Source organism: Draconibacterium mangrovi, assembly GCF_010586825.1.
In the GTDB taxonomy this organism is placed as follows: Bacteria; Bacteroidota; Bacteroidia; order Bacteroidales; family Prolixibacteraceae; genus Draconibacterium; species Draconibacterium mangrovi.
Window position 1 is genome coordinate 54,266 of the sequence record NZ_JAAAGB010000001.1, and the last position, 11,781, is coordinate 66,046.

12 protein-coding genes are annotated in these 11,781 nt (G+C 41.6%); 10 read left to right on the forward strand and 2 right to left on the reverse strand.

Annotated features, from left to right (window positions below; translation table 11 throughout):
- Positions 1-149: 149 nt before the first annotated feature.
- The 7 genes from glpK to G4420_RS00265 all read left to right on the forward strand — a co-directional run bounded on the left by glpK (position 150) and on the right by G4420_RS00265 (position 7,885).
- Positions 150-1,655, forward strand: a complete 1,506-nt coding sequence (glpK, locus tag G4420_RS00235; RefSeq protein ID WP_163321626.1) for a glycerol kinase GlpK — start codon at positions 150-152, stop codon at positions 1,653-1,655.
- Between the two features lie 23 nt (positions 1,656-1,678).
- A complete protein-coding gene (locus tag G4420_RS00240; protein WP_163321627.1) occupies positions 1,679-3,238 on the forward strand; it encodes a glycerol-3-phosphate dehydrogenase/oxidase in 1,560 nt (519 codons plus the stop codon).
- Between the two features lie 56 nt (positions 3,239-3,294).
- Positions 3,295-4,029 carry an MIP/aquaporin family protein gene (locus tag G4420_RS00245; protein WP_163321628.1) on the forward strand — a complete coding sequence of 245 codons (735 nt, stop codon included), beginning with the start codon at positions 3,295-3,297 and terminating at the stop codon, positions 4,027-4,029.
- A 303-nt stretch (positions 4,030-4,332) separates the two neighbouring features.
- Entirely contained in the window at positions 4,333-5,913 is a 1,581-nt protein-coding gene (locus G4420_RS00250) for an amidohydrolase family protein (protein ID WP_163321629.1), read from the forward strand.
- Between the two features lie 11 nt (positions 5,914-5,924).
- Positions 5,925-6,590 (forward strand): C40 family peptidase, encoded by a 666-nt coding sequence (locus G4420_RS00255; RefSeq protein WP_163321630.1) that lies wholly within the window; start codon positions 5,925-5,927, stop codon positions 6,588-6,590.
- Between the two features lie 42 nt (positions 6,591-6,632).
- Positions 6,633-7,133, forward strand: a complete 501-nt coding sequence (locus G4420_RS00260) for a hypothetical protein (RefSeq protein ID WP_163321631.1) — start codon at positions 6,633-6,635, stop codon at positions 7,131-7,133.
- Between the two features lie 248 nt (positions 7,134-7,381).
- Positions 7,382-7,885: an O-acetyl-ADP-ribose deacetylase gene (locus tag G4420_RS00265; RefSeq protein WP_163321632.1), complete on the forward strand. Its 504-nt coding sequence runs from the start codon at positions 7,382-7,384 to the stop codon at positions 7,883-7,885.
- Positions 7,886-8,183: 298 nt separating this feature from the next.
- Here the strand turns inward: G4420_RS00265 and G4420_RS00270 are convergent, their stop codons facing one another.
- The gene (locus G4420_RS00270; RefSeq protein ID WP_163321633.1) at positions 8,184-8,873 is read right to left on the reverse strand and encodes a hypothetical protein; all 690 of its coding nucleotides are present in this window, start codon (positions 8,871-8,873) and stop codon (positions 8,184-8,186) included.
- A gap of 344 nt (positions 8,874-9,217) precedes the next feature.
- Between G4420_RS00270 and G4420_RS00275 the strand changes: the two genes are divergently transcribed.
- Together G4420_RS00275 and G4420_RS00280 are read left to right on the forward strand one after the other, a co-directional pair.
- Positions 9,218-10,060 (forward strand): N-acetylmuramoyl-L-alanine amidase-like domain-containing protein, encoded by an 843-nt coding sequence (locus G4420_RS00275; RefSeq protein ID WP_163321634.1) that lies wholly within the window; start codon positions 9,218-9,220, stop codon positions 10,058-10,060.
- Between the two features lie 131 nt (positions 10,061-10,191).
- The gene (locus G4420_RS00280) at positions 10,192-10,659 is read left to right on the forward strand and encodes an outer membrane insertion C- signal (protein ID WP_163321635.1); all 468 of its coding nucleotides are present in this window, start codon (positions 10,192-10,194) and stop codon (positions 10,657-10,659) included.
- A gap of 42 nt (positions 10,660-10,701) precedes the next feature.
- Here the strand turns inward: G4420_RS00280 and G4420_RS00285 are convergent, their stop codons facing one another.
- Positions 10,702-11,109, reverse strand: coding sequence for a hypothetical protein (locus tag G4420_RS00285; RefSeq protein ID WP_163321636.1), 408 nt, complete (start codon positions 11,107-11,109; stop codon positions 10,702-10,704).
- 112 nt (positions 11,110-11,221) lie between these two features.
- Between G4420_RS00285 and G4420_RS00290 the strand changes: the two genes are divergently transcribed.
- Positions 11,222-11,728, forward strand: coding sequence for a VOC family protein (locus G4420_RS00290; protein WP_163321637.1), 507 nt, complete (start codon positions 11,222-11,224; stop codon positions 11,726-11,728).
- The last annotated feature ends 53 nt before the right edge of the window (positions 11,729-11,781 follow it).

The window sequence follows — 11,781 nt, forward strand, 5'->3', positions numbered from 1 at the left end:
TAGTTGGAAATTTTCTGAAACAAAATTTATGACCAATAATAAAACAGGATTACCAATAAAGGCAATGAATAAATAGAACTTGTGAATGCCTGTTTTGAGATGATCGGTAACTCATTACTAAGAATTAAAAACTTTAAACCATAAACCTTATGAATAAATACATACTTGCGTTTGACCAGGGCACAACCAGTTCGCGCGCTATTGTTTTCGATCAGCATGGAGCGATAAAATCGGTTGCCCACAAAGAGTTTGAACAGATATTTCCGAAACCGGGGTGGGTAGAACATGATCCCAACGAAATTTGGTCGTCGCAGGCAGCAGTTGCAGCCGAGGCCATTACAAGAATTGGAATTAACGGAAAAAATATTGCAGCAATTGGTATAACAAACCAACGCGAAACAACCATTGTTTGGGACAAAGAAACCGGCGAACCGGTTTACAATGCCATTGTTTGGCAAGATCGGCGAACAGCCAAATATTGCGATGCATTAAAAGAAAAGGGATATCAGAAATTGATTCGCGCTAAAACAGGATTGGTAATTGATGCTTATTTTTCGGGTACTAAAGTGCAATGGATTCTTGAAAATGTTAAAGGTGCAAGAGAAAAAGCAAACGAAGGAAAATTGGCGTTTGGCACCGTTGATTCGTGGTTAATCTGGAAACTTACCCGCGGCGACAAACACGTTACTGATATTACAAATGCCAGCAGAACATTGCTGTACAATATAAACGATTGCTGTTGGGATAAAGAGCTGCTGGAACTTTTTGATATTCCGGAAAGTATGCTTCCCGAAGTTTGTGCATCAAGCGAAATAGTGGGATACACCAAAACAACAATATTTGCACACGAAATACCAATTGCCGGTATTGCCGGCGACCAGCAGGCAGCATTGTTTGGCCAGCAATGCATACACCCCGGAATGGCTAAAAATACCTACGGAACGGGTTGTTTTATGCTGCTTAATACCGGCGAAAAAGCCATCCTATCGGAAAACAACCTGGTAACTACCATTGCCTGGAAGATAAACGGAAAAGTATCGTATGCTCTGGAAGGAAGCATTTTTATTGCAGGGGCTGCCGTTCAGTGGCTTCGCGATCAACTGGGCCTGATAGACAGTGCACCGGAAATTGAAGCGCTGGCGCTTTCGGTTGAAGATAATGGTGGTGTTTATTTTGTTCCGGCATTAACCGGACTTGGAGCTCCACACTGGGACCAGTACGCCCGTGGTATTGTGGTTGGCATAACCAGGGGAACATCGAACGGGCATTTTGCACGAGCCACATTAGAAGGAATTGCCTTTCAGGTGATGGATGTGCTGAAAGCAATGGAGGCCGACTCGGGCATTGAAATTAAAGAACTTCGTGTTGATGGTGGCGCGGCAGCAAACAACCTGCTGTTACAATTTCAGTCGGAGACACTGCAATCGCCGGTAATCCGTCCCCGTCAACTGGAAACCACTGCTCTGGGAGCTGCTTATCTGGCAGGTTTGGCAGTTGGTTACTGGCACGATCTCAATGATTTGCAATCGCAATGGGAAAAAGACAAAACTTTTACGCCTCAAATCTCGAAAGAGGTGATGGATAAATCCATACGCAAATGGCAAAAAGCACTCACAAAAGCCAAGGAATGGATTGACGATGATGATGATGAATAAACTACTTACTAAGCCTGAAATTTATGAAAAGACACAAACAACTACGGAAAGCCAAGGCCGATATTGAATGGGATATTGTTGTAATTGGCGGTGGCGCTTCAGGACTGGGAGTAGCGCTTGAATCTGCTACACGAAAATACAAAACACTGCTGCTTGAAGGTGTCGATTTTGCCAAAGGAACCTCGAGCCGAAGCACCAAACTGGTGCACGGCGGTGTGCGTTATTTGGCACAGGGGGACATCTCGCTGGTTTTGGAAGCCCTTCGCGAAAGGGGATTAATGCGGCAAAATGCGCCTCACCTGGTAAAAAACCAGTCATTTATTATTCCCAACTACGAATGGTGGGGAGGACCACTTTACACCATTGGCTTAAAAGTTTACGACATGATGGCCGGGAAACTGGGGCTGGGGCCTTCAGTGCACCTCACAAAGGAAGAAACACTGGAAGCTTTACCCACCCTGAAAGAAGAAGGCTTAACAGGTGGTGTGATATACCACGACGGACAATTTGATGATGCCAGACTCTCGATAAACCTTGCGCAAACCATTATTGATTATGACGGAGTGGCCGTAAATTATACCAAAGTTATTGGTCTGCTAAAAGATAAAGAAGGAATGATTTGCGGGGTAAAAGCTAAAGATGTTATTGATGGCGATGAATTTGACATAAGAGCCAAAGCAGTGGTAAACGCAACCGGAGTTTTTACCGACGAAATTTTACAAATGGATGAACCCGGCACCCCAAAAAAAGTTGTACCCAGCCAGGGAATTCATCTTGTTCTCGATCATGATTTTCTGAAAGGCGACCATGCCATAATGATCCCCAAAACCGATGACGGGCGGGTGCTTTTTGCCGTTCCTTGGCGCGGGAAAGTAGTAGTTGGCACTACCGACACCATGATTGAAAATGCCAGTCTTGAACCAAGAGCACTGGAAGAAGAAATTGAGTTTATATTAAATACTGCCAAACGCTACCTTACACGCCCTCCTAAAAGAAGCGATGTAAGAAGTATTTTTGCCGGACTACGACCACTCGCTGCCCCCGAAGGAGAAGACAAACAAACAAAGGAAATTTCCCGCAGCCATAAAGTTATCATGAGCTTATCGGGACTAATTACTATAACCGGCGGAAAATGGACAACCTATCGCAAAATGGGTGAAGACACCCTACACAATGCAGTTATTTTGGCCGGCTTACCTGAACGCCCCTGCCAAACCGAAAATCTGGCAATCCATGGCTATACAAAAAACATTGATCATAACGATCATTTTTATGTGTACGGATCGGAAGCAAAAGAAATTAAAGAGATGATTGAAAACGATCCGGAATTGGGAGAAAGACTGCATGAACGGCTTGAGTTTACAGTTGCCGAGGTTATCTGGGCTTGCAAAAAAGAAATGGCAATGACTCTTGATGATGTGCTGGCACGCCGGGTAAGAGCTTTATATCTCGATGCACGTGCAGCCGAAGAAATGGCGCCCAAAGTAGCACAAATAATGGCAAACGAGCTAAACAAAGATACTGACTGGATTAACCAGCAAGTTGAAGAATTTACCGAAATTGCCAAAGGTTATTACCTGTAAAACCAATTTACTTTAAACTAAACGAATAAGAATATTAAAATAAACCTGTAACTGAAATGAATGAATTTGTAGCGGAAATAATTGCCACAATGATACTGATTCTCCTTGGAGATGGAGTTGTGGCAAATGTAGTTCTAAAAAATACCAAAGGTCACAACGGCGGATGGATCGTAATTTCACTGGGCTGGGGACTCGCCGTAATGATGGCAGTAATAGTTGCCGGCCCCATTAGCGGAGCGCACTTAAATCCTGCAGTAACACTTGGCCTCGCATTGGGCGGAATATTCCCGTGGGATAAAGTTCCGGTATATATTGCCGGCGAAATAATAGGCGCTATGCTCGGGGCCATATTGGTTTGGTTAACTTATCGCGATCATTTTAAGGCCAACACCGATAAAGACGGATTTTTAGGTGTTTTTGCCACATCGCCGGCCATCAGAAATTATAAGAACAATTTTATCACCGAACTTATCGGAACTTTTGTACTCATTTTTGTGATCTTTTATATCACCGATATTAAGTTTGAAACCCAACAGCTGCAAACTGTTGAAGTTGGTTTAGGTTCAATTGGAGCGCTTCCTGTTGCACTTTTGGTAACGGCAATAGGCTTAAGTCTTGGCGGCCCAACAGGTTACGCCATTAACCCTGCCCGCGATTTGGGACCACGTATCATCCATAGTTTGTTAAAAGCTCCGAACAAAGGAAGTTCTGACTGGGCTTATGCATGGGTTCCAATCCTTGGACCAATTGCAGGAGCTGCTCTGGCTGCAGCACTGTTTTGTTTTTGTTAAAGCAAATTCGCCGATACATACAATAAAGAAGTCACTATCAGTAAACGATAGTGACTTTTTTATTTTTAATGCACTACCTAAATATATCCATACCAATTAGTTGTTATTTTTCTGCTCATTTCATAACTTGTATATCCAATTAATTTACAAACTCTAAAGTTGTGACCCGGAGATTGCAAACACAAACCAATGACGCATGAAAAACAATTCGAGGCTTATATTCTTAGATACGGTTTCTTATGAAACCGCGGCTTCGATATTGCTATAGCCTAAACAAAGCTTAATATTTTTAAACCCATAATTATGACAACTTACTACGACATTCACTGCCACATTTTTAACAAAGACGTGATTATACGCAAGCTTGTAAATGTGGTTCAATCGCTACTTGCCATTAAAGACCTGGTGGACAAAGGAGTTACATCGGCCGAACTGAGATTTAAAATTGACGGTATTAACCGCACACTGGAAGAAGTTACGCAACCATCGAGCGAAGATGTGTTTGAAGCGCTCGACAAAGTGTACCAGGGAAATGTGGTTACTACTCCTTTAATGTTCGACCTGACTTATGCCGATGATAACGACGACGACGAGAACCAGAATAAACGTTACCGCAAGCGCATAAAACGTATTTTCTGGCTGCTGTCGGTGGCACTGCCTTTTATTAAAATGCGGGTAAACCGGAAACTACAGAGCGAAGAACTGGCCGAAGCTTTCGACAAAATCAGAGACCATGTAAAACAATTTGAAGACAGTTTCGATCGGAAATCGGATGAGGAAGTGGAAATTTTCGACAATGCCAACTATGCCCAGCAAATTGCAGATTTGGAGTACCTGGCAGGTAAATACGAAACAATAAAACCTTTTTTTAGTGTTGATCCGCGCCGTGAATACAAAGGCAACGTCAACCTGGTTGACAAGCTAAAAGAGAAGATTGTTGCCGAAGATGGTCGCTTTGCCGGTGTAAAACTGTATGCTCCGGCAGGTTTCTCTCCTACCGATCCGGTGTTAATGGGCACCCGCAACGCTCCCGGAGTTTATGCCTTATGCCAGGAGCACAATATTCCGATTACGGTGCACAATTCAAACAGCGGATTTGCCTGTTTGTCGTCGGTGCTTAAAGTGCGCGGCGATGTACTTATTAACGGAAACACCATAAAACCTAAAAAGCCACTTGTTTTCGACTACCGCTTTTTTAGCCGCAAAGTGCACAAAGCCATTGCCGAGCGGGCGAAAAAATTAAACCACCCAAAATTGTGGGAACTGGTAATGAAAAAGTATCCTGACCTGACCATTAATTTTGCGCATTTCGGTGGCAGTGGCCAGATTATGGACTACATAAATTACAATTTCCCGGAAGAGCAAAAACGGGTAGACGAAGAAGAATTTGAAGATGCTATCATGTCGCTGTCGAACAAAGACAAGGAAATTATTCGTGCGGCCTACACTTTAAAACGTAAAAAGCGAATTCTGCGCGAAGACCTTACCATTGCCGAACGTGCCAAAGTGTGGAATGCACTTTACCGAACCGGCTTTATCGACAACTGGGCAAAGGCCATTTTCGATATCATTAAGAACCCGAAATACCCGAATGCTTATACCGACCTCTCCTGTTTTTCGGAAGGAACGGTTATTGAATCGCCAACCACTCAGGAAATGGTTTTCAGCATCCGCGAAACACTTAGCACTTTTAAAACCAGCTTCTACGATAAACTTTCCGGCTACGAAAAATCGAAAATTCTTTATGGCTCCGATTATTACCTCACCCAGTTTTTTGGGCCGAGCATGGAACAATATTTCAACGATTTCAAAACAGCATTTGGCGATGATTTCGACACCATTGCCAGTGTCAATCCGAAACGTTTCCTAAGTATTAACCCTTAATGCAAATTGGTATGGAAGATTTATTAAAAATAGCGTTTGCCGAGTTGGGCACCGAAGAAATTGTTGGCTCGGAACATAACCCTGAAGTTTTAAAATATGCCGAAGAAGCAGGCATTGCAGGCGTTACCACCGACGAGATTCCGTGGTGCAGCAATTTTGTAAACTGGGTGGCCATGAAAGCCGGCCTGGAATATTCGAAAAAACCCAATGCGCGTTCGTGGCTCAATGTGGGAGTAAAAACCATAAATCCCGAGCCGGGCGATGTGGTGGTTTTCTGGCGCGAAAGTCCCGAATCGTGGAAAGGGCATGTTGGTTTTTTCCTGGGTGTTTCTACCGACAAAAAGCGTGTTTACTGTTTGGGCGGCAACCAGGGCAACCGCGTATCGGTTTCGGCTTACCGCATAAATACCGTTTTGTCGTATCAGCGATTGGCGGCACAGCAGCAACTCATTATCCCCGATCCTTTACTGCAAAAAGGCAGTAAAGGCGCGGCTGTGGTTGCCTTGCAGGATGCACTAAAACTACTGAATATTAACGTGGGAACTTCCGACGGTGATTTTGGTCCAAAAACCGAAAACGGCGTAAAAGAGCTGCAAACACGCAAACCGGAACTGGAAATAAACGGCGTTTACAACAACGAAACCCGCGATCTCCTGGAATCATTATTCCAGGCATAACTATACATTACACATTTTACTCATCATTAAATCCAAAAAATTATGACAACAAAAGTAGCCGATCTTACTCCGGAAGAATTTGTTTTACTTCTGGACGATTTTTACGCAGAACCCAAAAAGCGTAATAAAATGACAGAAGCAGAAGTTAAAGATCTTGCCATTCGCTTAAACGAAAAAATTGATGTCCCTTTTATTAATGAAACCGGCGAAGAAAAAATCCTCGTAAAAGTGATCTTTAAAATCGACACCTTTTTATACGACCATTTACCCAACGAATTTTACGACCTCATCCGCAGCTCGGATCATGGTATTTCAAAAAAGGAAGCCAAACGTTTGGTGCGACGTTTAACACGTCTTGCCAACGATAAAATTGACATACCCTACCTCCCGGAAATGGCCGAACATATTGCCATAAAATTTGTAATTGGGATGGTAGTTAAAGCTGCCCGTAAAAAGCTTAATTTCGACGATGTTCGTGCCAAATCAACAGAAATGCTCGTTCCAGAATCGGACGAGAACATTGAAGATTTGGTTGATGATTAATACGGTTTGCCCCGATGTAATTGAAAACTTTGTATCTTGGATAAAGAAAATTCCTGAAGTTGACTATTCCAGGCAGAGCCAAAGGGAAATACGCCAACTTAATTGCCGCAAAATAGCAGAAAACCGAATTTTCTTTAGTTCACCCCTCTGTCATCCGTTAGTTGCCCGATGACATCTACCATCAACGGGGGAGAAAAAGCGGCCCCATGGCAAAGACTGGGGAATTATTAGATTTAAAAGCCAAAGTTATGAGTACAATTCAATTACACCGGGGCGATATTACCCAACTTGAGGTTGATGCCATTGTAAATGCTGCCAACAAATCGTTGCTGGGTGGTGGCGGAGTCGACGGTGCCATTCACCGGGCAGCCGGCCCCGAACTTTTAAACGAATGCCGCCAGCTTAACGGCTGCGAAACCGGCGATGCAAAAATTACAAAGGGATACAATCTTCCGGCAAAATATGTGATTCATACCGTTGGTCCGGTTTATAACGGAGGCCGATACAACGAAGCCGAGAAACTGGCTTCATGCTACCGCAGAAGTTTGGAAGTGGCGCTGCAAAACGGTGTAAAATACATTGCTTTTCCCAACATCAGCACGGGTATTTACGGCTACCCGAAACACGAGGCTGCACAAATTGCAACACAAACGGTAAAAGACTTTTTGGCGAATGATCACGAACTTGATACGGTGATATTTTGCGTGTTTGATGAAGAGAATTACTCCATTTACAATAATTTGCTTACCTAACCGATGCTTCTAATGGTTTACAGGGGCACCTCTCCCATACAAAAAGTAAATTTTCATATATAAAAAACACTATTCCCTGACATTTTGTAAAATCTCCCACGGGAGAACCGGATAAATGTATGGGAGAACTACGTCCAAACGTGGGAGAACCATCCAAGACCCCGGGAGAACAGCAAAAAACCGTGGGAGAACGCCTTATTTTTATGGGAGAACGGCCGCCGGACCAAGGAAAAGTGACTTTAATCGCGGGAGAACTTACAAGCAGCGTGGGATAACTCGATATCGGGGCAGGAAGATGCTAATTCTCCGACGCCTTAAGTAAATGTTTCATGTTTCGGTGGTAGGTATTGGTAAGGCGGGTATGAAAATAAGGGTACAAGAAGTGGTCGCGCAAAACAGACTCACTTTTAAAATAAGTACGATGTGTAATTTTTGTGTATCCTTTTCGCATTTTTGTAAAAGTTAATTGCTGCTTTCCATGTGTAATATTATCCTCCACGTAGCTAAATTCAATTACTTTCTTTTTGTCGTCAACAGTTGTAATCTCAAATGCGGTGGCTAGCTTTTTAACTTTCAAAACATTCAGGTTTAAATAAATTACCTGTCCCGGATCAATTCCATCCACGTGTCCGTTCGGATAGATCATCTCATTATTACTTTTCGAAAACAACATTGCAAATGAAAACCGCGACGCATTCCAGGCAATCGATGGATTGGTATGCACGTAAAACGACCACACTTTGGGCAGGCTGTCTTTTATAACATATTCGCGTTCGTGAAAACGAAAACCAACGGTGCTGGCTGTTGGTTCCAACGATGGTTTTACATCCGAAAAAGTTTCGGTATTGTTTTTAATCTGGATCTGCACGAAATGCTCAACTTGTTCGCAGCCCACTTTGTCGAACTCAACATCGGCCAAATACATCTGGCCAAAGCTCAAACCTGCAAAGGAGTTAATAAACAAGAACAACAGCATTAATTTTTTCATGAAGTTGATTAAAAGTACTACTTCTAAAAGTACCGGTTTTTTTTACCAATTTCAATTTGATTGCCATTTTTTTTATTAATTCAAACTTCAAATTCTTTTTATCGTATATCAACTGAACAGATGACAACTTATAATTACAAGATGGGTCAAGGAAAAAACAAATACAATCGTAAACTGCGAATAATTTTTTATTCGTTCTTTGCTTTTGCGATGGTTTTGTTAACCATTTGGTTCGGACTTCGCCTTATTGAGCTATTATAGAAATATGTTGCACAACGGCTGAATTAACATTTTTACAAAAAAATAATACCTTTAATTTTTAGCATCAAAAAAATGTATCTGGAATGAAGAAGAAAATTTTTCTGTTAGCCGGTGCCCTGCTTTTTGGCTTTACAATGCTTTTTGCCCAGCAAAGTACCAATAATCCTGATGAGGAGATTTGTAACCACATTCTTAATGAATTGAAACAGCACAGCGAAAAACCGACACCAGAACTTGTTGTTGAAGCCGGAAAATTACTGATGAACACACCATACGTGGCCCACACTTTAGAAACGGAGCCCGAACAATTAATCGTTAATTTGCGCGAACTGGATTGTACTACATATGCCGAAAATTGCCTGGCGTTGGCACGAACTGCCAAAACACGAAAACCCTCGTTTAAACATTTTAAAAACGAGTTGCAACTCATCCGTTATCGCGAAGGAGAGATAAACAGTTACCCTTCGCGATTACACTATTTCAGCGACTGGATTTTGGATAACGACAAGAAGGGCACGGTAAAATCAGTTTCGCAATCGATTGGTAATACCGAATTTGATAAAACGATTAATTTTATGAGCCTACACCCCACCAGCTACAAACCATTAAAAAACAATGCAGTATTTATTGAAGCCCTGCACAAGCAAGAGCAGGAATTAACAAAAACCCAACTGTACTACATCCCTACCGAAAAACTGGAAACGCTAAAACATCAGATTAAAAATGGTGATATTTTTGGCATCACATCAACTGTTGACGGACTGGATATAACTCATGTTGGAATTGCTGTTTTTAAAGATAATGAGCTTTATTTTATGCATGCATCATCAAAAGCTGAGAAAGTAATTCTATCGGAACAAACACTGTATGAATATTTGGTAAACCGGGCTTCAGTTTCCGGAATAATGATTGCGCGTCCGCAATAAATTAAAATTCTAACCGATCATTCAAATACATTTTTTTGCATTTTTTTTGTTTTGTATTAAACAAAACATGTAATTTTTCCGTAACTTCTCAACTTAGAATTCATAAACACATGATTATTAAATTCAAAATTATGAAAAAAACAATGGTAAAATTTATAGCTGTTTTGGCTATAGTAATTGGTGGTGTAGTTTCATCAAATGCACAGGAACTTGGAGTTCGATTTGGTGATATTTCCGGAGGAAATGTTGCTATCGATGGTATTTTTAGTACAGGGCAGTTTAGCCGTATTCATGGTGATGTTTCTTTTGGAAATGGATTTGGTGTTGATCTGTTGTGGGACTTCTTTTACAGACCGTTATCAGGAGAGGCTTTTAACTGGTACATGGGTGTTGGTCCATACCTTGGAGTTTTTGATATTGGTAATGATGATGATGAGTTTAACCTCGGAGCAGCTTTCGAAATCGGACTCGAATATCATTTTAATTCAATACCAATAGCCCTGGGAGTCGACTACCGGCCTGCACTGGAGATTATTGAAGATACCGACTTTCATGCCGGAGACTTTGGTTTTAATATCAGGTATGTGTTCGGACAATAGCAGTACTTAAAATATGAAGGAAAGCGTCGTAAGGCGCTTTTTTTATGTCTTGTCGATTCCTTTTTCTATTTCCCCCTCCTGGTCTTTCATTTTGAAATAACGGCGTAGCAAAACCTTTTTCAAATCGCGGGCGATAACCTGGTGGGCAATAATTTCGATATGCGAATAATGAGGCAAATCATGCTCTGCCTGAACGATTTCGCGGTTGGTAATATCCACCTGATAAAGCACCGATAACAACAAATCGTAGTTGGTTTCAACCAAACCTGTTATCTGATCAATTAATTGCTGGTGCAATTCGTGGTAAGCATTATCTGTGTCGCCCGAAAAAGTGATCTCCACACCAAACATTCCAAAATCCTTCATAATCTGCTCGGCCGTTTGCTGAACTATTTCAGCCTTGTCCATCAGGTTTTCCAGGTTGGTGTTATTTACAACAGGTAGTTTCATTTTTGTTCTTTTTATAAAGATAAACGAAGTTTATTTCTCGCCAAATCATTTATTGTCTTTCCTTTAATTCTATTAAATTTACGGTTACTAAAAATCAATTAAATCTAAAACGATGAAAAAAAGTCTTTTCTCTCTTACCCTGGTTCTTTTTGCATTTTTTGCCATGGCCCAAAACAATTTTAGCAAATCAGCAATTGGCGTTGGTGTTGTTGTTGAAGACCTCGAAAAATCAATCGATTTTTACACCAATGTTATTGGCATGGTAAAAACCGGTGAATTTTCGGTTTCTAAAGAACAATGTACCGAGTTGGGATTAACCGACAGTTACCAGTTGGATGTTACCATTCTTAAACTGGAAAACAGCGAAGAAGCCAGCGAATGGAAACTGATGAGTTTGGGAACAAAAGCCAAACACCCGAAACAGAAATTTATGAGCGATGACACCGGAATGCAGTACATCACTTTAATGGTGAATCACCTGCAACCTGTTTTAGACCGGATTGAAAAACATGGAGTTAAAGTTTTGAGTGGCAAACCATCAGAACTCGGTGAAAACCGTTTTTTCCTGCTGGTTCAGGATCCCGATGGAACTTTTATTGAGTTGATTGGGCCAAAATAGTTTCTTTGCAATTCTAAATACCGGAAAAACGACACCAATAACCATCTGGCAAA

Bases quoted from the DNA above. Each gene is read 5' to 3' on its own strand.
- G4420_RS00245 (WP_163321628.1), top strand. From the start codon at position 3,295: ATGAATGAATTTGTAGCGGAAATAATTGCCACAATGATACTGATTCTC.
- G4420_RS00280 (WP_163321635.1), top strand. From the start codon at position 10,192: ATGAAAAAAACAATGGTAAAATTTATAGCTGTTTTGGCTATAGTAATT.
- G4420_RS00240 (WP_163321627.1), top strand. From the start codon at position 1,679: ATGAAAAGACACAAACAACTACGGAAAGCCAAGGCCGATATTGAATGG.
- G4420_RS00265 (WP_163321632.1), top strand. From the start codon at position 7,382: ATGAGTACAATTCAATTACACCGGGGCGATATTACCCAACTTGAGGTT.
- glpK (WP_163321626.1), top strand. From the start codon at position 150: ATGAATAAATACATACTTGCGTTTGACCAGGGCACAACCAGTTCGCGC.
- G4420_RS00260 (WP_163321631.1), top strand. From the start codon at position 6,633: ATGACAACAAAAGTAGCCGATCTTACTCCGGAAGAATTTGTTTTACTT.
- G4420_RS00275 (WP_163321634.1), top strand. From the start codon at position 9,218: ATGAAGAAGAAAATTTTTCTGTTAGCCGGTGCCCTGCTTTTTGGCTTT.
- G4420_RS00255 (WP_163321630.1), top strand. From the start codon at position 5,925: ATGGAAGATTTATTAAAAATAGCGTTTGCCGAGTTGGGCACCGAAGAA.
- G4420_RS00250 (WP_163321629.1), top strand. From the start codon at position 4,333: ATGACAACTTACTACGACATTCACTGCCACATTTTTAACAAAGACGTG.
- G4420_RS00285 (WP_163321636.1), bottom strand. From the start codon at position 11,109: ATGAAACTACCTGTTGTAAATAACACCAACCTGGAAAACCTGATGGAC.
- G4420_RS00270 (WP_163321633.1), bottom strand. From the start codon at position 8,873: ATGAAAAAATTAATGCTGTTGTTCTTGTTTATTAACTCCTTTGCAGGT.
- G4420_RS00290 (WP_163321637.1), top strand. From the start codon at position 11,222: ATGAAAAAAAGTCTTTTCTCTCTTACCCTGGTTCTTTTTGCATTTTTT.